This window comes from Streptomyces sp. Root1304 (assembly GCF_001426405.1).
GTDB lineage: Bacteria > Actinomycetota > Actinomycetes > Streptomycetales > Streptomycetaceae > Streptomyces.
Genome location: NZ_LMEP01000002.1, coordinates 281,611 through 301,675 on the forward strand (window position 1 = coordinate 281,611; position 20,065 = coordinate 301,675).

Genomic DNA, 20,065 nt, shown 5'->3' on the forward strand with positions numbered 1-20,065 from the left:
GCGGGAGCGAATCGGGAGACGCGTCGACGTCCGCGTCGGTGTCGGATACGGAGTCATCGGTGTCCGGGGTGGAGGCCGGGGCTGAGCCCGGGGCGGAGGCCGGAATGCGGGCCTGGGTGCTGGGCCGGGCACTGGCCCGGGTGGGGGCGACAGGAGTCGCGGCAGCGGCAGGGGCCGGGGCTGAGCCCGAGGTGGAGCCCGAGGTGGACCCCGACGTGGACCCCGATGTCGACCCCGGGGCGGACCCCGAGGTGGACCCCGCGGTGGGGTCCGGAGCGAAGTCCGCGCGGTCGGCGCGTGTCGGCTCGGCGGTGGTCACTGCGGCCCTTTCCCGTGCTGCCCGTCTCGCTTCTCGCGCGTGTCACGCGTCTTCCCGTCCCCCGGAAGACGCTAACAGCTGGGCGCCCCGGACAACCCGGGGCGCCCGGCCGAGCGGGTGGTCCCTCAGCCCACGCGGGTCAGCTTCTTGTCGAAGCCGGGCTCCACCAGGTCCGTCTGGAGGGCGACCGGGGAGCTGACCTTGCCCGTGCCCGTACCGATGGACACCTGGCCGACGATGTCGCCCGCCTTGCCCGCGTGCGGGACCGCCTTGCCGCCGTCGGTGAGCTCCAGGTCCACCTTCAGGCCCGGCCAGCCGATCGCCTTGAGCTCCTTCGTCGCCACGACCGGGGTCCGGCCGCCGAGGCCGTCGTCGATGTAGCCGAGGACCTGGCCCTTGCGGACCACGGCCGCCGAGGTGACGTCCTTCTGGGCCTGCTGGATCAGCTTGAGGCTGTTGTCGATGGCGAGCTGCAGCTTGTCGTTCAGCACCTTGGCGTTCTTCGCCCCCATGACGATGCCGAGGATGCGGCGGTTCTTGCCGTCGATGACGGTGTTCGCCGCCCACAGCAGATTGCCGCCGGCCGGGGTCGACGAGCCGGTCTTGATGCCGTTGACGCCGGGTTCGAGCAGGATGTTGTTGTTGTTCTCGATGCGGCCGGGGATGCCGTCCACGGTCAGGTTCGGCATGTTCACGATCTCGCGGAACACGTCGTACTGCATGACCGCCTTCGCCAGCTTCAGCTGGTCCTGCGGCGTCGACACCGTGCTGTCCAGCAGACCCGACGGGTCCGTGTACGTCGACCCGGTCATCCCGAGCCCCTTCGCGGCGGCGTTCATCTTCGCCACGAACGCGGCCTCCGAACCGGCGTCCCAGCGCGCGAGCAGCCGGGCCACGTTGTTCGCGGAGGGGATCATCAGGAGCTCCAGGAGCTCCTTCTGGGAGTACGTCTGGCCCTCCTGGACCGCCGCCGTCGACTCGTGCGTCGCGTTGGCCTGGTCCGCGGCCTTCTTGTCGATCGTGATCTCGGGGCCCTGCTGCTTCCCCTTGATCGGGTGGTCGCGCAGGATCACGTACGCCGTCATCGTCTTCGTGACGCTCGCGATCGGGGCCGGCTTCTGGGCGCCGTACGTGCCCACCATGCCGACGCCCTCGACCTCGACGGCGCCCTGTCCCTCACCCGGCCACGGCATCTTCAGCTCGCCGCCCTCGAAGGTGAAGGTCGGCGCGGCGGTGAGCGTCAGAGCGGGCGCGGGCAGCGGGCGCACCATCTGCACGATCGCAAACACGATCAGCACGAGGATGACCAGCGGGGTCCAGATCCGCACCCGGCGCAGCGTCGTCCGCATCGGGGTCGGCGGCGGGGGCGGCGTGTTCGTCAGCTCGGCGAGCAGGTCGAGCGGGGGCAGCGGCGGCAGGGGCTGCTGCCGCGTCCGCTCCGCCTCGGCGAGCGCGGGCGGGGTCGCCCGCGGCGAACGCGACTGCGCGGGCGTCGGCTTCGGCGCCGGCGTCGCCTTCGGAGCGGGGGTGGCGGCCGGGGCCTTCCCCGCCTCCGGAGCGGCCTTCTCGGCCTTCTGCTCGGCCGGGATGTCCGCGCGCAGCGGCAGGAAGGTGCTCGTGCGCTCGCTGTCGGGGTTCCCGGTCAGCGAGGGCGGAAGCTTCAGGGCGGTCGTCGGCTGGTCCACGGGCAGCTTGACGGCCTTGAACATGGTCGTCGGCTGGTCGACCGGGGGCTCGTCGTCGTCCGCGGCACCGGGAGCGTCGGAGGGCGCCTCGGAGGCGGGTACGGGGGCTGCGGGGGCCGCGGCGGCTGCCGCGGGGGCCTTCGGCTCCACCGCCGGCTTCTCGGCGGCCGGCTTGCCCTCCGGCTTCTCGTCCGCCGGCTTGCCCTCCGTCGGCTTCCGCGCCGCGAACCAGGACTCCCCCGGCGCCTTCGCCTCGACGGCCGCCTTCGCCTCGACGGGCTCCTCGTCGGCGTCCGCCTCGTCGCCCTCGTCGTCCTGGGGCTCGTCCTCGGGCTCCGCCCCAGACGCGTCGTCGTCCTCAGGCTCGGTCGCGGCCTCGGACTCGTCCTCCGCCTCCGGCTCGTCCTCGGCCGTCGCCTCGTCCTCGGGCTCGTCCGGCTCCCCGGAGTCCGACTCCGGCTCCGACTCCGGCTCCGACTCCTCCGCCGTCGCGACCCACGCCGCCACGGCCGCCTTCAGACGGTCGCTCTCCGGCTTGTCCACCGCCTCCGAGGAGGCAGCCGACTCCGACTCCGAAGCGGAGGCCTCATCCGACCCCGCATCCGACTCCGGCTCGGACTCGGACTCCGGAGCCGACGTGGGCTCCGGCTCCGACGCCGGCGCGTCGTCCTCCGGCATCCGTGGCGCGAGCGTCTTGAAGACGGCCGTCGGCTGGTCCACCTGAATCGCGGACGCCCCGGACGCCGTCGCAACCGGAGCAGACGACGAGGCGTCTGACTCACGGAGCACGGAAAGCCGCGGATCCCGGCCGCCGCCGCCCGAGGCCGTCGTCTCCTGAGACGACCCCTGCTGCTCCGCCTTGTCGGGGGACTCGCCCGCCACCGTGCCTCCTCCATGCGTCATGCGTACGTTCGAACCGTGTACCGGTCCGTGTACCAGTGTCCTGTGTGAACCCCTTGGCTCCCGTGCTAGACGAGAACGACATACCTACTGGTTCCCGGATGAAGCACCCAGGCACTCTCGACAGATGAATGTGAGAGGGGTCACCCTGTCATTCATCCACGCGGGGAGGCATGGATGGGCAGGAGCCGCAGAACCATTCCGGAGGAGCTTCTGCTGCTCGCTCTGGACCCGACCACGGGTACCACAGCGCAGCCGCAGTCGCTCGACCTCGGCCTGGCCGGTGCACAGCTAGTGGAGCTGGCGTTGGCAGGCCGGATAGCCCCTGACGGGGATCGTATCGCCGTGGTGATGCCACGGCCGACCGGAGATCCGACCTTGGACTCCGCACTGGAACTGCTGCGCAGGCGTGGCAGTCCGGTTCGGGCCGTCCACTGGATCGGCGGACCCCGACTGGGGCTCCGCCAGACGTATCTCTCGCATCTGGAGCGATGCGGCATGGTGCATGCCGTGGAGGGCCAGATGTGCGGGGTGTTGCCGACGACTCGCTACCAGGCGACGGACACGGCGATCAGTCGGGAGATCCGTTCCCGGCTGGACAGTGCGATCCGCACCGGCGTACCGCCGGACCCGCGGACCGCGGCGCTTGCCGCGCTGGCCCACGCGGTCGGACTCGGGAAGCACCTCTACCCCGGAAACGAAGGACGGTCGTCGCGGTCGAGGCTGCGCGATCTGATCCGGCACGACCCGATGGGCGGACTCGTGGCGCATGCCGTGATGGACGTCCAGAACGGCGCGGCGGCACAGCCGCGCCGGAGCGCCGCGGGTGTCCCGGCGCAGCCACACGGCGGCAGCATGGCCCGCGTGGCGGCGCACTAGGCACCGGCGAGGGCCTGGGCGCAGGCACTTCGCGCTCCACCTCGCACGAACCCCACCGGGAGCCGCACAGGTGTGCGGGGCGGTCAGGACGGCCGCCCCGCACATGTGCGTTCCCGGACGCATATGTTGTGGTCGTTTTCCAGCGCACACCCGACCATTGGTGGCAGTCTGCCAAGCGGTAGATACTCACAGCTACGCAGCAGACAGCCGGAGGTGCAGTTTCCGTGGCGTCCAACGTCAACCCCACAGTCAGGCGACGCCGATTGGGCCAGGAGCTGCGAAGGCTCCGGGAAGCGAAGAACATGACGGCGGAGCAGGTCGCCGAGCGTCTCCTCGTCTCCCAGTCCAAGATCAGCCGGCTGGAGAACGGCCGCCGTTCGATCAGCCAGCGCGATGTCCGTGACCTCTGCGGCGTGTACGAGGTCGAGGACGAGCGCATGGTCGACTCGCTCATGCAGATGGCCAAGGACTCGCGCCAGCAGGGCTGGTGGCACGCCTTCGGCGACATCCCGTACAGCGTCTACATCGGCCTGGAGACCGACGCGGAGAGCCTGCGGATGTACGAGCCCCAGATCATCCCCGGACTGCTGCAGACGCACGCGTACGCCGAGGCCGTGATCTCCGGCGCGCTGCCGGAGTCGACGCCCGCCGAGATCGAGAAGCGGGTCACGGTCCGCACCCGCCGCCAGGAGCGCATCCGGGACGAGGAACGGCCGCTGCGCCTCTGGGCGGTGATCGACGAGGGTGCGCTGCACCGGCTCGTCGGCAACCGGCAGCTGATGGTGCAGCAGCTGGAGCACCTGATCGAGCAGTCGCACCTGCCGCACGTCACCGTGCAGGTGCTGCCGTTCGACATGGGCGCGCATCCCGGGATCAGCGGGCAGTACTCGATCCTGGAGTTCCCGGACACCTCGGACTCGAGCGTCGTCTACATCGAGGGCGTGACGAGCGATCTGTACCTGGAGAAGGCGCAGGACGTGGGCAAGTACAGCGTCATGTACGAGCACCTCAGGGCGCAGGCGCTGAACGCCGAGCAGACCAGGGACTTCATCGCGGAGATGGCGAAGAAGCACGCCAAGGGCTGAGCACCGTACACCTCGGACTCGCTCCCACGGAAGCTCAGTTGGAATATGCCACTCGGACGTGTGAACGCCGGTCCCGCCGGAGGGGACCGGCGAGTAGCGTCGATCACGCCGGCAAGAACGTTGGCGCGACACCACTGGCAGAGCAGAACCGGAGCTGAGCAGCATGGCGATTATTCAGGGTGGCACGGACACCTGGACGAAGTCCTCCTACTCCGGAGGGAACGGGGCCTGCGTCGAAGTGAAGTCCCCCCTCGTGACCGCTGTCGCGGTGCGGGACTCGAAGGCCCCCGAGGGTCCGTCCCTCTCTTTCGGACCGGGAACGTGGACCGCGTTCGTCGGCGAGGTGAGCAACGGGGCCCTCTGAGCCCCGCCGCTCAAGCCGTCACCGGCACCACTCGCACTCCCCGCACGACCAGCACCACCTGCACCACCAGCACCACCAGCACCACCTGCACCACCTGCACCACCTGCACCACCTGCACCACCAGCAGTACCTGCACGACCTGCAGTACGAATGAGCCCCTTCGACCGGTCCGCCGTCCTGGCCGAGGGGGCTCGGCCTTTGCCCGGAACGGACCGGGGAGGGGGCAGCTCAGCGCAGCTCGTCCACGTACCGGTCCGTCCCCGGCACCGTCGGGATGAACGGCGCCACCAGCTCCACCCGGCCGCCGGCCCCTCCCCCGCCCGAGGAGCCCAGCGACTCCAGGTCCGCGAAGTGCTCCGACCAGCACTCCCGGGGGTCCCGCTCCAGGAACCACAGCAGGGTCAGCCGGGTGTCGACGCCCTCGACCTGCTTCACGTACGTCATGCGGTCACCGGGCAGCGGGGTCGGCCGGAAGACGGTGACCATCGCCGCCGGTGAACCGGCGAGCCGCCGGGGCAGCTCCCGGTTCCGCAGCCGGTCGAGCAGCGCGTCCCGTTCCTCCGGGCCCTCGGCGTCGATCACCTGGAGGATCAGCCCGGCGTAGGGGTGGTCGAGGGCGTGGAAGTCGCGCGGGCCCGCCGCCCCGTCCCGGTAGACGGTCGCCGCGTGGTCCTGGAACGCGGTGAAGACATGGGTCCGTTCCTGGTGGACGCGGGCGTCGCGGTTGAGCCGCTTGTTGATGCCGACGGTCCACTTCATGTGGTCGTCGTAGCGGCCCTCGGTGATCCAGTACGTGGAGAGGTAGCAGCCCGTGGTGACCGGCCGGGCGACGGCGGACTTCTCGGGGCCGCGCAGGTCCTGGAGCTCGCGGGTGGCGACCCAGCGGCGGCCGGCGTACATCCAGGGCATCGCCATCGCGCCGGCGTAGTAGTGGTCGTCCTCGTACCAGCGGTTGTAGGCGTACTCGTGGCCCGGGTGCGGCTCGACCATGGTGATCAGCGCGTGGCCGGGCCGGACCCCGTACGGGCCGACGGACGCCAGCTCCGCGTACGTCTCGCTGCGGGTCTCCTCGCTCACTCTCGTACCCCTCTCCCAGGTGTTCCCAAGTCGGTGACAGGGACCTACTCTGACGGGCCGTCAGATGATTGGCCAGGGTCGGGAAGGGGTCGGATGATGCTGCTCCAGGGGAAGACGGTCGTCGTGTCGGGGGTCGGGGCGGGGCTCGGGCACCGCATCGCGGAGACGGTCGTACGTGACGGGGGCAACGCCGTGCTCGGCGCGCGCACAGGGGCCAACCTCGCCAAGTCCGCGGCGGAGATCGACCCGGAGGGGAGCCGCACCGCCCACCGGGTCACCGACATCACCGACGAGGCGCAGTGCGAAGCCCTCGCCGCGCTCGCCGTCGAGCGCTTCGGCGGGATCGACGCGGTCGTCCACGTGGCCGCCTGGGACTCCTACTTCGGGGGCCTGGAGGACGCCGACTTCGCGACCTGGCAGGGGGTCCTGGACGTCAATCTGCTCGGCACGCTGCGGATGACCCGGGCCTGCCTGCCGGCACTGAAGGAGCGCGGGGGTTCGGTGGTCCTGATCGGGACGCAGTCGGCGGTGGCCGCGCCCACGCAGGTGCGGCAGGCGGCGTACGCGGCCTCGAAGGGGGCGCTGACCTCGGCGATGTACTCGCTGGCGCACGAGCTGGGGCCGCACCGCATCCGGGTCAACACCGTGCTGCCGGGCTGGATGTGGGGGCCGCCGGTGCAGGCCTTCGTCCAGTTCACCGCGCACACCGAGAAGGTGCCGGAGGCCGAGGTGCTCGGGCGGCTCACCGAGCGGATGGCGCTGCCGGAGCTGGCGACGGACGGGGACGTGGCGGAGGCGGCGGTGTTCCTCGCCTCCGACCGGGCGCGGGCGATCACGGGGCAGTCGCTGCTGGTCAACGCCGGGGAGCTGATGCGCTGAGCCGCCCCCGCCCCACCGGGGCAAGTTCACGGACATGAACGAGGGTCAGCAAGCCGAACGATTTTACTGCCCCTTGACCCTCCCCTGCATTGTCCGCGCCTTCCAACTCCCCACACCATGAACCGCGTTCACAAGGCGGACCGGACCTCAGGGAGGGCGCAATGAACAGTCTCGACTGGGCCGTGCTCATCGGCTATTTCGGCGTCATGGTCGCGATCGGAGTCTGGTCCCACAAGCGCGTCGACACCGTCTCCGACTTCTTCACCGCGGGCGGCCGGATGCCCTGGTGGCTCTCCGGCATCTCCCACCACATGTCGGGCTACAGCGCCGTGATGTTCACCGGGTACGCGGGCATCGCCTACACCTACGGCGTCACCTCCTACGTCACCTGGTCCTTCCCGATCGCCATCGGCATCGCGATCGGCGCCCACCTCTTCGCGCCCCGCCTCAACCGGCTGCGCTCCCGCCTCCGGGTCGCCTCCCCGCTCGAGTACCTCAAGGACCGCTACGACCTCCCCACCCAGCAGGCCCTCGCCTGGTCCGGCGTCCTCCTGAAGATCGTCGACGTCGGCGCCAAGTGGGCCGCCATCGCGACCCTGCTCTCGGTCTTCACCGGCATCTCCCTCAACCAGGGCATCCTCATCACCGGCGTCGTCACCGGGATCTACTGCACGGTCGGCGGCCTCTGGGCCGACGCCCTCACCGAACTGGGGCAGTTCGTCATCCAGCTCCTCGCCGGCGTCGCGATGCTCGTCGCCGTCCTCGGCAGGCTCGGCGGCTTCAGCGCGTTGTGGACCGTGTGGGACCGGCCCGAACTCCAGGGCCACACCGCACCGACGGCCGGCCCGTACACGATGACGTTCCTGCTCGCGTACCTCTTCATCAAGACCTTCGAGTACAGCGGCGGCATGTGGAACCAGGCCCAGCGGTACATGGCCACCCCGTCCGCCCGCGAGGCCACCCGCTCCGGGCGGCTCTCCGCCGTGCTCTGGTTCGTCTGGCCGCTCGTCCTCTTCTTCCCCATGTGGTGCGCGCCGCTGCTCGTCGACCCGAAGAAGCCCGACGGCTCCGACGCGTACGCCCTGATGACCGAGCAGCTGCTGCCGCACGGCCTCCTCGGGCTCGTCGTCGTCGGCTTCTTCTCGCACACCATGGCCATGTGCTCCTCCGACGCCAACGCCATCGCGGCCGTCTTCACCCGGGACATCGCGCCCGTCCTCAGCAAGGCGGCCCGGAGCTGGACGCAGCGGGCCGGGCTGCTCGCCGCGCGCTGGTCGACGATCGCCTTCCTCGGCCTGTCGATGGCGGTCGCCACCCAGGTCAACTCCCCCGCCTTCAAGGACATCATCACCGTCGTCATCAAGTGGGTCGCCGGGCTCATGGGCCCGATCGCGATCCCCTTCATGCTCGGGCTGCTCCGCGCCTTCCGGAAGTCCGGCCCGACCGCGGCGCTCGTCTCCTGGGCCGCCGGGCTCTTCGCCTTCTGGCTCACCAACTACGGCCTCGACGGCGTCGAGCTCCAGATCCAGATCGTCGCGCCGCTCGCGACCTCGCTCGTCCTCTACGTCCTCATCGGGTACGTGAAGCCGGAGGACACCCCGGAGCGGGACGCGCTGCTGGCCACGATCGGCTCGGACGGGGGCGGGGACGGGGCGGACGGCGCCGCCGCTCTTCCCGCCCAGGCGGGCGAGCGGACCGATCAGCCGCTCGCCTGAACCGGGCCCCCCGGCCCCTCGTCCCGGGCGCCGAGCGGACCGGTCGACCCCTCGTCCCGGGCGCCGAGCGGACCGGTCAGCCCCTCGGGTAGCGCGCCAGCCAGCCCGGGGAGGACTCCGCAGGGCCGTGCAGCGCGGCGCCCTGGGTCATCTCCATCGAGAAGTCGTCCGCGAGCTCCAGGACCGTGGCACGGCCCTCCAGTTCGGCCAGCCAGGCCGGCGGGAGGGCCGTCTCGCCGTGCAGGGCCCCGAGCAGCGCGCCCGTGAGGGCCCCGGTGACGGACGAGGGCCCGTCGTGGTTCACCGCGAGCCGCAGCCCGTGCCGTACGTCCTCGCCGACGAGCGCGCAGTAGACCGCCGCCGCCAGCTGCCCCTCGGCCCGGTCCTCCGCCGCGCCGAGGGCCGTCACCCGCTCCGGGTCCGGAGCCCCCTCCCGTACGGCCGCGAGGGCCCGGCCCAGCGCCTCGGTGACCGGCTCGTGGCCGGGGCGCGCCGCCAGCTGCTCCCGGGCCAGGTCGACGGCCGCGCCCACGGAGGCGCCGCGCGCCAGGCCGTGGACGGTGACGGCGAAGGCGCCCGCGGCGAGGGCGGCGGCGGGGGCGCCGTGGGTCTGCGCGGCGCACTCGACGGCGAGCTGGCAGACGAGCTGCGGCTCCCAGCCGACGAGGAGGCCGAAGGGGGCCGAGCGGACGAGCGCGCCGGAGTCGGCGGCGGTGGGGTTCTTGGGCTTGTCGAGGGTGCCGAGAACGTCGTCGCCGAAGCCGGTGAGGCAGGCGCGGGGCGGGTTGCGGCGGGCGTAGAGCCATTCCTCCCTGGCGAGCCAGCCGTTGTCCTTGCGGCGCTCGTCGGGGCCCCAGTCGCGCTGGGTGGCGGCCCAGCGCAGATGCGCCCGGTGGACGTCGGTGGGCGGGTGCCAGGCGCCGGTGTCCCGGCGGACCTGGGCGCGGATCAGGCCGTCGACGGTGAACAGGCCCATCTGGGTCGCGGCGGTGACGGCGCCGCGCCGGCCGAAGGCGGGTGCGGGCTCGGTGAGTCCGTCAGGTCCGTGGGCCTCGTGGACCTCGTGGAGGGTGAGTCCGTCGGCGGGCGCGCCCAGCGCGTCGCCGAGGGCGCCGCCGAGCAGACAGCCCCGTACGCGGGCGCGGAAGTCCTGCTGTTCGGCGCGGCCCCACACGGCCGCGGCTGTCGTGGCCACTTCGTGCCCTCCCCCGTAGACCGGTCTGCGCAGCACTGTAATGGACCGGGTACGTCGGTTCGGGGGCCGGAACGTTATGTGATCCGACGCCCTTCAGGCCGCTTTTGACCGCAGTTCACCCAAGGTTCGATCACGACTTGAACGATCCGCGTCATGAACCCCGTGACACGAGTCAAGTCCCTCTCCGCCGCGGTCGTCGCCGCCGCCCTGCTCACCGGGCTCACCGCCCCGGCCGCCTCCGCCCGCGGCCACCAGCACCACGGCGGGCAGCGCATCCCCTTCACCGCCGCGACCGTCACCGAGAACGCGGGCGGCACCTTCACCGTCACGTGGTCCGCCCCCGGCACCCGCGGCGTCACGGTCCGCACCGGCGGCCGTACCGTCGCCCGCGGCGGCGCCACCGGCTCCGTCACCGTCACCGGCCTCGCCGCCGCCGACCGGCGCTGGTTCGACCTCGTCCCCGACCGGGGCGCCCCGCTCCACCTCGCCGACCGGCTGATCCGCCTCCAGGGCACCGTTAACTTCCGTGACGCGGGCGGCTACCGCACCTCCGACGGCCACTGGGTGAGGATGGGCGAGGTCTACCGCTCCGACGCGCTCGACAGGCTCACCGACGCGGACCTCGCCGAGCTGAGGCGCCTCGGTGTCCGTACGGTCTTCGACCTGCGCATGGAGTCCGAGCGGAGCACCGCGCCCGACCGCGTCCCGGCCGGCGCCTCCCGGGTCGTCGCCGACGTCCTCGCGGGCTCGGGCACCTTCACCGGCCTGCCGAGGACCCCCGGCGAGGCCGAGGCGATGATGGTCGAGGGCAACCGCTTCATGGTGAGCGGCGACACCGCCCGTACCGCGTACACCGCCGTCCTCGACGGCATCGCCGACGACGACCGGCGCGGCGTCCTCTTCCACTGCACGGCCGGCAAGGACCGCACCGGCTGGTCGAGCGCCGCCCTGCTGACCGCCCTCGGCGTGCCCGAGGAGACGGTCATGGCCGACTACCTGGCCAGCAACACCTACCGGGCCGCCGCCAACGACGCCGTCCTCTCCCACCTCCCGGCCGCGCAGGCCGCCGTCTACAAGCCGCTCCTCGACGTCCGGCCCGCGTACCTCAACGCGAGCTTCGACGAGGTCGAGGAGGAGTTCGGCTCCTTCCGCTCGTACCTGCGCGAGGGCCTCGGCATCGACAACCGCGAGCTGAAGGACCTGAAGAAGGAACTGCTGGTCGGCTGAGCCGGAAGCCCGGACGCGCGGAGCCGGGAAGCCCGGGAACGCGGAGAGTCCGGACGCCCGGACGCCCGGGAACGCGGAGAGCCGGGGCGCCCGCACGCGGGTGCCCCGGCCGTTCACTTCACCCGCGGTCCGTCAGCGGCGGACCTGGTAGGCGCGCGTCACCGTCTGGTCGACGGAGTTGCCGTCGGCGTCGGTGGCGGTGACCCGCAGCGAGACGAAGCCCGCGGTCGCCGGGTTGGCGACGCTGCCGTTCAGACGGTCGTCCAGGCGGACCTGCCGCCAGGTGGCGCCGTCGTCGTACGAGGCCCACAGCTTCACCCCGGTGACCGCCGGGCCGGCCAGGCCCTTGGGGTGCCGCACACCGAGGCCGACGGTCGTCCGGGAGCCGGTCCGGGCGCTGTTGGCCAGGTCGGTGCCGAGGCGGTAGTCCACCGACAGGACGGGCAGCAGGGTCCGTCCCTCACCCTGCGCGGAGTGGAAGCGCCAGTCGGTGCGCACCTTCGTGGAGGTGCTCCAGGAGGGATCGTCGCGCTGCACGTCGGCGACCACGCGGTACTCGGCGCGCTCCGGGACCACCGGGAAGGCGACGCTCGCGGAGGGCGCGGTACCGAGCAGCACACCGTCCCGGTAGACCGTGGTCAGCTCCTTGTCGGCGCCGTCGCGCATCACGGCCCACTGCCCGGTGGAGCTGTCGAGCAGCCCCGCCGCACCGATCCCGCCGACACCGCCGTCACGGACGGCCGCGAAGTCCAGGCCGTCCGGCAGCGCGGTGCGGACCACGGCCTTGTTCCAGTCGCGGCGCACCTGCTGGCCGGGGGCCAGCGTGGTGGGGGCCGTGATCTGCCAGCTGCCGCCCGCCGACCACACGGGGCCGATCTTCATGGCCTCGTAGGTCCGCACGCCCGCGGTGACGTACTCGGTCAGGGTGCGCTGGAGCGTCATCCGCCCGAAGGCGAAGTTGGCGACCGGCTGCATCGGCGAATGCATCAGCCTGCTGTATCCGGCCTCGGCCCCGGCGGTCGCGCCGTGGAACCTGGACTCGACCGTGGCCAGTTCACCGGCGCGGACGCGGTAGCGCTGGTCGGCCGGGACGGCGCCGGCGCGGTACTCGACCAGCTCGTAGGCGTACGGGCTGACCGCGGTGCCGGAGAAGGTGATCCGGGCGCCGGACAGGGCGAGGAGCCGTGCGCCCTCGGCGCCGGAGACCGTCATCGCGGGGATGCGGGTCTCCTTGGAGCTCCAGTTGCCCGCCAGCCAGCCGCCGGGGGTGTCGTTGAAGACGAGGACGGCCAGCGCTCCGGCGTCGGCCGCCGCGTCGACCTGTGCGTACGTGGTGGTGTCGGGGTCCCGCTTCACCAGCGCGAGCTTGCCCCGGACGTCCTCGCCCGGCCGGGCGACCCGGAGGGTGCGGCTGCCGTCGAAGCGTGCGGAGCCGGTCCAGCCCTGGAAGTAGGAGACGTCCAGGGCGCGGCCGCCGGGGCCGGCGAGCCGGGCCGAGAGCGCGGGGGCGCCGAGCGACCAGCCGACGCGGGACTCGAAGAGGGCGGGGTCGGCGGTGGCCGACGGCACGGAGTAGACGGCCGTCTCGCCGCCCAGCCACATCTCGCGGTCGTGGACGAGGGCCAGCGAGGAGGGGCGGGAGGCGATGCCGACGCGGAGGCGGTTCGTCTCCGACGGGCGGGGCGTGCTCATGCTGACCCGGCTCGCCCGGGAACCGTCGAAGGTGAAGGTCCGGTCGGAGTCGATGAGCGTGCCCGGCTGCACCGCGTAGGTGTACTCGCCGAGCAGGCTCCAGTCGGGGCTGTAGTGGAAGATCTCCGCGACGAAGGAGTGCTCGCCGCGCGGGAGCCGCACCACGACGGTGCCGTCCTCGCCGACCGGGTACGTCTCCGGGACGACCGCCTTGTCCAGGGTGGTGTCGGTGACCGCGGCGATGCCGCGGGTCGGCCTGCCGTCGCGGTCGAGGACCTTCAGCGTGACGTCGAAGCGCTCCACGTCACGGCCGAAGCCGATCGCGGTCACCGCCGTCGTCCCGTCGGTGGCACGGGCGGTGACGTGCGCGCCGTGCGAGCCGGTGGTGACGCCGGCGCTGTCGAGGGTGACGGCGACCTCGGCGGTGCCGTGCGCGGGGACGGTCACCGAGTCGGCGCCCAGGGCGAGGGTGCCGGCCGGCAGTGCCTCGCCGGCCTCGTCCAGGGAGAGCGCCAGCGTGACGGGGGCGTCGCCGTCGTTGACGTACGCGATGCTCTTCTCGACGGTGGCCCGGTCGTCCCAGCCGCGCAGGCCGAAGTCGACGGTGCCGCTCGCGGACACCGGCTGGCGGACCGCGCGGGCCACGTCGACCCGGCCGGCGCCCTGGGCGTACACGGAGGTGTCGGCGGTGGTCCTCGCGGTGCTGATGAGCCCGCTCTTCAGCCGGGCGGGCGACCAGTCGGGGTGGCGCTGGGCGAGGATCGCCGCCGCGCCCGCCACGTGCGGCGTCGCCATGGAGGTGCCGCTCGCGGTGGTGTAGAGGTCGCCGACCGGGGTGCCCATGGTCGTGCCCGCCGCGCGGGCCGCGACGATCCGGACGCCCGGGGCGGTGATCTCCGGCTTGAGGCCGCCGTCGCCGCGCGGGCCCCGGCTGGAGAAGCTCGCGACGGCGTCGGCCGCGTCCACGGCGCCGACCGTCAGGGCCGCGGCGGCGGCGCCGGGGGTGCCGACGGTCCGCGCGCCGGGGCCGCTGTTGCCGGCGGCGATGGTGAACAGGACGCCCGTCTTCGCGGTGAGTTCGTTGACCGCGAGCGCCATCGGGTCGGTGCCGTCGGCGCCTTCGCCGCCGCCGAGGCTCATGGAGACGACCTTCGCGCCGGAGTGCGCGGCCCACTCCATGCCCTCGATGATGCCGGACTCCGAGCCGGAGCCGCCGTCGTCGAGGACCTTGCCCACGAGCAGCTTCGCGCCGGGGGCCACGCCCCGGTACTTCCCGCCGGAGCCGGCGCCGCTGCCGAGGATCGTGGAGGCGACGTGGGTGCCGTGGCCGTGACCGTCGCGCGCGGTCTCGCCGGGGACGAAGCTGCGGCTCTCGACGATGCGGTCGGCGAGGTCGGGGTGGGTGGCGTCGACGCCGGTGTCGAGCACGGCGACCTTGACGCCGGTGCCGTCGTATCCGGCGGCCCAGGCCTCGGGGGCGCCGATCTGCGGGACGCTCTTCTCCAGGAGCGCCTTCACCTTGCCGTCGAGCCAGAGGCGCTGGATGCCGCCCGAGAGGCGGGCTCCGGGGGTTCCGGCGCGGGCGCTGTCGTCGTCGACGGCCTCCCAGAACGTGTCGCCCCTGGACTTGTCGGCGGTGACGGCGGCGCCGCGGACGCCAGGGAGCTCGCGGGTGAGCCGGGCCCCGCCGGGGGTGGCGGCGGTGGTGGAGTCGTAGCGCACGATCAGCGGGGTCGACGCGCGGTGGGCGTCGTCGAAGCCCTGGGCGACGAGCTGGGTGACGTTGAACAGGCGCTTGTCGACCCGGCCGTTGTGGATCAGCGGCTCGACCTCCCGGGGGATCACGTACACGTCGGTGCCGACGGTGTACGTGCGGAGTCCGGCGGCGCTGCCCCGGAACGGGGTGACGTCGACGGCGAGGGTCCTGCCCGCCCGGGTGGCCACCGTCACCTTGTCGCCGGTCACCAGGGTGACCGTCGCGGTGCGGACGGCGTCGCGGGGCGCGGCGGTCACCGCGTCCTCCCCGGCGGCCGCCGGGAGCGGGGCCGCGCCGTACGCGAGACCGCCGGCGGTCATGGTGGCCGTGAGGGCGAGGCCGAGCAGTGCGGTTCTCCGTCTGCTGCGCATGCTGAGGGCACTCCTTCCGCCGGCGGAGGGGGATCCGTGTCCGGCGGAACCAAGAGTCAACAGAAACGATCACCTTCGCTACGGGCTGCGACTGACGAAGAAGCGACATGTCCACTCGCCGCCACCTTGCGCCGCGCACGCGCCCGGTCCGGGGCCCGCGTGGTAATGCGGACCCTCGTTTCCGACGGTCCTGATGTGGTTTGATCACGCCGGGTACGGGGGTGGTCACGGCAACCGGGGTGGGGGAAGGCGTCGTGGGAGAAGGCCACATGTTGGAGGCGGCGGGGGTCGGCGCCGTGGAGGAGCGGGTGTACCGCTTCCTCGTCGGGGTGCGGGAGGCCGACGCCGCCGGAATCTCCGCCCAGTTGGGCCTCGACGTGGCACGGGTCCACTGGCTGCTCGCCTCGCTCCACGACAAGGGCCTGGTGGGGCGGGTCGCCGAACCGCCGGAGGGCGGACCCGAACGGTACGTCGCGATGGCACCCGACGCGGCGCTGCGCCCGCTGCTGCTGCGCGGGCACGAGGCGCTCGAATGGGCGCGGCGGGGTGTGGAGCAGCTCGCCGAGGAGTACCGGGCGGGCGGGCGGCGGCACGACGCCGGGCAGCTCGTCGAGGTGATCACCGGGGCGAGCGTGATCCGGCAGCGGCTGCGGCAGATGGCGTACGGGGCGGGCGAGATGCGCTGGCTCTGCAAGGCCCGCCCGGTGGCGCTGGCGGCGGCGGAGAACGACGAGGAGTGGGAGCTGCTCGCCCGGGGCGTGCGGTACAGGACGATCTACGAGCGCGAACTCCTCGAAGGCCCCGGGATGGTGGACAACGTCGCCCGGAGCATCCGGGCGGGCGAGCAGGCGCGGGCCGTCGGGACGCTGCCGGTGCGGCTGGTGATCGCGGACAGCTCGATGGCGATCTGCCCCCTGGTGTACGAGAGCGGGGAGGACGGCGATCCCGTCGGCGGGGCGGGTCCGGCGGACCGGGTGGGCGAGCCGACGGCCGCCGTGGTCCACAGCAGCAGTCTGCTCGACGCGCTGATCGCCCTGTTCGAGAGCCAGTGGGCGGCGGCGACCCCGCTGCACGTGACCGACTCGGGCGAGCTGGCCGATGTCGACGGCGGCGGCCCGCGCCCGGCGGTGCACCTGGCCGACGACGAGCGGTATCTGCTCTCCCTGATCGTCGCCGGGGTCGCGGACAAGGCCATCGCCTCCCAGCTGTGGGTCAGTCAGCGCACGGTGCAGCGCCGGATCCAGGCCCTGATGCAGCGCGCGGGGGCGCTGACCAGGACCCAGCTGGTGTGGCAGGCGGCGCAGCGGGGGTGGCTGGCGTAGGGCTCGTCCGGCCGGGTGCCGGGCCCCGGCCGGACGCGGTCGCCCGTACGCGTGAGCCCCCGGCCGGACGCGGTCGCCCGTACGCGTGAGCCCCCGTCTCCCCTCAGGCGCCGCCCTCCTGGGGAAGGACCGGCAGCAGCTCCGGGAGGTGGCCGTCCGAGGCGCGGGCGGCGCGCTGCCGCTCCTCGGGGACCTCGCCGTACAGCGTCGTCCGGGGCTTCGCCGGGCGGCCCGCCGCCTCCGCGATGGCCTCCAGGTCGCGGATCGAGCGGTACGAGCCGTAACTCGACCCCGCCATGCGGGAGATGGTCTCCTCCATCAGCGTGCCGCCGAGGTCGTTGGCGCCCGAGCGGAGCATCTCGGCGGCGCCCTCCGTGCCCAGCTTCACCCAGCTGGTCTGGATGTTCGGGATGTACGGGTGGAGCAGCAGCCGGGCCATCGCGATGACCGCGCGGTTGTCGCGGGTCGTCGGGCCGGGGCGGGCGATGCCGGCGAGGTAGACCGGGGCGTTGGTGTGGATGAAGGGGAGCGTCACGAACTCGGTGAAGCCCTGCCGCCCCGACTCCAGCGCGGCCTGCTGGATGCCGGCGAGGGTGCGGAAGTGGCCGAGCCAGTGCCGGGGCTGGTCGACGTGCCCGTACATCATGGTCGAGCTGGACCGGATGCCGAGTTCGTGGGCGGTGGTGACGACCTCGATCCAGGTGGCCGTGGGGAGCTTGCCCTTGGTGAGGACCCAGCGGACCTCGTCGTCGAGGATCTCGGCGGCGGTGCCGGGGATCGAGTCGAGCCCGGCCTCCTTGGCGGCCGTCAGCCACTCGCGGATGGAGAGCCCGGTGCGGGAGGCGCCGTTGACGACCTCCATCGGGGAGAAGGCGTGCACGTGCATGCCGGGGACGCGCTTCTTCACCGCGCGGGCGATGTCGAAGTAGGCGGTGCCGGGCAGGTCGGGGTGGATGCCGCCCTGCATGCAGACCTCGACGGCGCCGACGTCCCAGGCCTGTTCGGCGCGGTCGGCGACCTGGTCGAGGGAGAGGGTGTACGCGTCGGCGTCGGTGCGGCGCTGGGCGAAGGCGCAGAAGCGGCAGCCGGTGTAGCAGACGTTGGTGAAGTTGATGTTCCGCGTGACGATGTAGGTGACGTCCTCGCCGGACACCGACTTGCGGACGTCGTCGGCGATCCGGGTGAGCGCGTCGAGCGCCGGCCCGTCGGCGTGCAGCAGGGCGAGCGCCTGGGCGTCGGTGAGCTCGGTCGGGTCGTCGGCGGCCGTCCTCAGTGCCTCGCGGACGTCGGCGTCGACCCGCTCGGGCACCATGCCGGGCGCGGCGGCCTCGCGCAGCGACTCCCAGTCGCCGTACACCTCGTCGAAGTCGTCGCGCCGGTCGTGGGTGCGGCCGGTGGTGTCGATGGTGGCGTGCAGATCGGTGCGGCCGGCGGCGGTGAACGCCTCGTCGGGCTCCTGCCAGGGCAGTCCGCGCACCGGCGCGTCGGGGTTCGCGAGGCCGGTCTCGGGGTCGGCGAGGGCGCGGACGTGCGGGAGGAGCCGGGGGTCGAGCCAGGGTTCGCCCCGGGTGACGAACTCGGGGTAGACGCAGAGCCGTTCGCGCAGTTCGAAGCCGGCGGCGCGGGACCGCTCGGCCAGCTCCTCGATCCGGGGCCAGGGGCGCTCGGGGTTGACGTGGTCGATGGTGAGCGGGGAGACGCCGCCCCAGTCGTCGATGCCGGCCGCGATCAGCCGCTCGTACTCGGCGTCGACGAGGTTCGGCGGGGCCTGGAGGCAGGCGGCGGGGCCCATGATGTGGCGGGCCACGGCGACGGTGGCGACGAGGTCGTCGAGTTCGGCGTCCGGCATCCCGCGCATGGCCGTGTCCGGCTTGGCGCGGAAGTTCTGGATGATGAGTTCCTGGATCGAGTGGTACGCCCTCGACACCCGGCGGAGCGCGAAGAGGGACTCGGCCCGCTCCTCCAGGGTCTCCCCGATGCCGAGCAGCAGCCCCGAGGTGAAGGGGACGGAGGAGCGTCCCGCGTCCTCCAGGACCCTGAGGCGGACGGCGGGTTCCTTGTCGGGGGACCCGTGGTGGGGGCCGCCGGGCTCCGACCAGAGGCGGGTCGCGGTGGTCTCCAGCATCATGCCCATGGAGGGCGCGACGGGCTTGAGCCGCTGGAAGTCGGTCCAGGACAGCACGCCGGGGTTGAGGTGGGGCAGGAGGCCGGTCTCCTCCAGGATGCGGATCGCCATGGCCCGTACGTACGCGAGGGTGTCGTCGTAGCCGTGCGCGTCGAGCCACTCGCGGGCCTCGGGCCAGCGGTCCTCGGGCTTGTCGCCGAGGGTGATGAGCGCTTCCTTGCAGCCCAGTTCGGCGCCGCGCCGGGCGATGTCGAGCACCTCGTCCGGCGACATGAACATCCCGTGCCCGTCCCGGCGCAGCTTGCCGGGGACGGTGACGAAGGTGCAGTAGTGGCACTTGTCGCGGCAGAGCCGGGTGAGGGGTATGAACACGCTCTTCGAGTACGTGATGACCCCGGGCCGCCCGGCCGCCGCGAGCCCGGCGTCGCGCACCCGCCCGGCGGAGGCGACCAGATCGGCCAGGTCCTCCCCGCGCGCCCGCAGCAGCACGGCGGCCTCGCCGACGTCGAGCGCGACCCCGTCCCTGGCCCGCTTGAGGGCACGGCGCATGGCGTTCGCGGTGGGGCGGGCTTCCTGGTGATCCGTCATGAAACGAGCATACGAGCGGGTAACCCGGGGAGGGTTCGGGTCCCCGCAGGAAGGCCGGTCAGTCGGTGTCCTTGGGATGCCGGGGTGCGGCGTGCACGAGGTGCACGGTCCTGCGCGGCTCGTCGACGAGATACCGGACCCGACCGCCGGACGTCACCTCGTACTCCCACTGCGGATGGACACGCCCACCGAGGACCCCGGTGGCAAGACGGCCGCGCAGCCTGTGCTGCCGGTCCGGGTCGTCCTGCCGGAGCGGATCGCGGCGCAGGGCTTCGAAGCAACGCCGGGTGTTTCCGGGAGCTTCGGCGGCAAGTTCACCCCAGCCCTTGGCCGCCTCGTTCGTCGCGAAGCGCAGACGCCACTCCTCACCGACCGGTGGTGGGGCGACGTCGTCGCCGCGCTTCGGCGTCACGGGGCGGTCACCTCTCCGTGGTCCTCATCGGGGAGGGGCCGGGTGAGCCGGGCGGTGAGTGACGGGTCGGCGAGGATCCGTGCCGTCGCCCGCCACTCCACGATCGTGCGGTGGAGGGTGGCGTGGACATCCAGCTGCGCGGCGTCGTGCGTCGCGTCCACCAGGTCCTTGAGGAACTCGCGCAGTTCGCCGGAGGACAGGTGCCGCACCCAGGGGAAGACCGACGGGAGGGCGCGCCCTATGACCCGCGCACCGTCGTCGGCGGCGAGGAGCGCGGCGAGAAGACGGGCCGTGACGTCGGCCGTCTCCTCGCGGTCCTGGTCGTAACCGGCGGTGGTGAGGTAGAGGTCCTGCCCGTCCCTGCGCGTGACGAGCAGGCGGTGCGAGCTGTCGAGCCGTTCGGCGACCCGCTTCGAGTTCTTGGAGAGCTCGGAGAAGGAGACAGTCTGGGTCAGCATGCATCGACGGTACTTC

At 72.7% G+C, this 20,065-nt stretch carries 15 protein-coding genes; 7 read left to right on the forward strand and 8 right to left on the reverse strand.

The window, feature by feature from the left end:
• Window positions 1-444: 444 nt before the first annotated feature.
• Entirely contained in the window at window positions 445-2,886 is a 2,442-nt protein-coding gene (locus tag ASD33_RS06215; protein WP_056554581.1) for a serine hydrolase, read from the reverse strand.
• A 195-nt stretch (window positions 2,887-3,081) separates the two neighbouring features.
• On the opposite strand from ASD33_RS06215, the gene ASD33_RS06220 reads away from it, so the two are divergent.
• The 3 genes from ASD33_RS06220 to ASD33_RS06230 all read left to right on the forward strand — a co-directional run bounded on the left by ASD33_RS06220 (window position 3,082) and on the right by ASD33_RS06230 (window position 5,232).
• Window positions 3,082-3,783 (forward strand): GPP34 family phosphoprotein, encoded by a 702-nt coding sequence (locus ASD33_RS06220; protein WP_056554584.1) that lies wholly within the window; start codon window positions 3,082-3,084, stop codon window positions 3,781-3,783.
• Between the two features lie 224 nt (window positions 3,784-4,007).
• Entirely contained in the window at window positions 4,008-4,868 is an 861-nt protein-coding gene (locus tag ASD33_RS06225) for a helix-turn-helix transcriptional regulator (RefSeq protein WP_056554587.1), read from the forward strand.
• 163 nt (window positions 4,869-5,031) lie between these two features.
• Window positions 5,032-5,232 carry a DUF397 domain-containing protein gene (locus ASD33_RS06230; protein WP_056554589.1) on the forward strand — a complete coding sequence of 67 codons (201 nt, stop codon included), beginning with the start codon at window positions 5,032-5,034 and terminating at the stop codon, window positions 5,230-5,232.
• A gap of 10 nt (window positions 5,233-5,242) precedes the next feature.
• On the opposite strand, the gene ASD33_RS36735 is transcribed toward ASD33_RS06230, so the two are convergent.
• Window positions 5,243-5,368 carry a hypothetical protein gene (locus tag ASD33_RS36735; RefSeq protein WP_277922078.1) on the reverse strand — a complete coding sequence of 42 codons (126 nt, stop codon included), beginning with the start codon at window positions 5,366-5,368 and terminating at the stop codon, window positions 5,243-5,245.
• A 92-nt stretch (window positions 5,369-5,460) separates the two neighbouring features.
• Window positions 5,461-6,309, reverse strand: coding sequence for a hypothetical protein (locus ASD33_RS06235; protein ID WP_056554592.1), 849 nt, complete (start codon window positions 6,307-6,309; stop codon window positions 5,461-5,463).
• Between the two features lie 93 nt (window positions 6,310-6,402).
• Between ASD33_RS06235 and ASD33_RS06240 the strand changes: the two genes are divergently transcribed.
• Both ASD33_RS06240 and ASD33_RS06245 read left to right on the forward strand, forming a co-directional pair.
• Window positions 6,403-7,188: an SDR family oxidoreductase gene (locus tag ASD33_RS06240; protein WP_056554595.1), complete on the forward strand. Its 786-nt coding sequence runs from the start codon at window positions 6,403-6,405 to the stop codon at window positions 7,186-7,188.
• A gap of 161 nt (window positions 7,189-7,349) precedes the next feature.
• Window positions 7,350-8,903 carry a sodium:solute symporter family protein gene (locus ASD33_RS06245; RefSeq protein ID WP_056554597.1) on the forward strand — a complete coding sequence of 518 codons (1,554 nt, stop codon included), beginning with the start codon at window positions 7,350-7,352 and terminating at the stop codon, window positions 8,901-8,903.
• 76 nt (window positions 8,904-8,979) lie between these two features.
• On the opposite strand, the gene ASD33_RS06250 is transcribed toward ASD33_RS06245, so the two are convergent.
• Window positions 8,980-10,098 carry an ADP-ribosylglycohydrolase family protein gene (locus ASD33_RS06250; RefSeq protein WP_056554601.1) on the reverse strand — a complete coding sequence of 373 codons (1,119 nt, stop codon included), beginning with the start codon at window positions 10,096-10,098 and terminating at the stop codon, window positions 8,980-8,982.
• A gap of 153 nt (window positions 10,099-10,251) precedes the next feature.
• Here ASD33_RS06250 and ASD33_RS06255 point away from each other — a divergent pair, with 153 nt between their 5' ends.
• Window positions 10,252-11,325, forward strand: a complete 1,074-nt coding sequence (locus ASD33_RS06255; protein WP_056554604.1) for a tyrosine-protein phosphatase — start codon at window positions 10,252-10,254, stop codon at window positions 11,323-11,325.
• A 132-nt stretch (window positions 11,326-11,457) separates the two neighbouring features.
• Here the strand turns inward: ASD33_RS06255 and ASD33_RS06260 are convergent, their stop codons facing one another.
• Complete coding sequence (locus ASD33_RS06260) at window positions 11,458-15,144, reverse strand: S8 family peptidase (RefSeq protein WP_056554607.1); 3,687 nt, start codon at window positions 15,142-15,144, stop codon at window positions 11,458-11,460.
• A gap of 269 nt (window positions 15,145-15,413) precedes the next feature.
• Between ASD33_RS06260 and ASD33_RS06265 the strand changes: the two genes are divergently transcribed.
• Complete coding sequence (locus ASD33_RS06265) at window positions 15,414-16,466, forward strand: LuxR family transcriptional regulator (protein ID WP_056554609.1); 1,053 nt, start codon at window positions 15,414-15,416, stop codon at window positions 16,464-16,466.
• A 103-nt stretch (window positions 16,467-16,569) separates the two neighbouring features.
• Here the strand turns inward: ASD33_RS06265 and ASD33_RS06270 are convergent, their stop codons facing one another.
• Genes ASD33_RS06270 through ASD33_RS06280 form a run of 3 tightly spaced genes read right to left on the reverse strand, consistent with a single transcriptional unit; the run spans window position 16,570 to window position 20,049 of the window.
• A complete protein-coding gene (locus tag ASD33_RS06270) occupies window positions 16,570-19,179 on the reverse strand; it encodes a bifunctional FO biosynthesis protein CofGH (protein WP_056554612.1) in 2,610 nt (869 codons plus the stop codon).
• A 58-nt stretch (window positions 19,180-19,237) separates the two neighbouring features.
• Window positions 19,238-19,591: a hypothetical protein gene (locus ASD33_RS06275; RefSeq protein WP_056554615.1), complete on the reverse strand. Its 354-nt coding sequence runs from the start codon at window positions 19,589-19,591 to the stop codon at window positions 19,238-19,240.
• Window positions 19,588-20,049, reverse strand: coding sequence for a hypothetical protein (locus ASD33_RS06280; protein ID WP_056554618.1), 462 nt, complete (start codon window positions 20,047-20,049; stop codon window positions 19,588-19,590). The genes ASD33_RS06275 and ASD33_RS06280 overlap by 4 nt, the downstream gene beginning before the upstream one ends.
• Window positions 20,050-20,065: the final 16 nt, after the last annotated feature.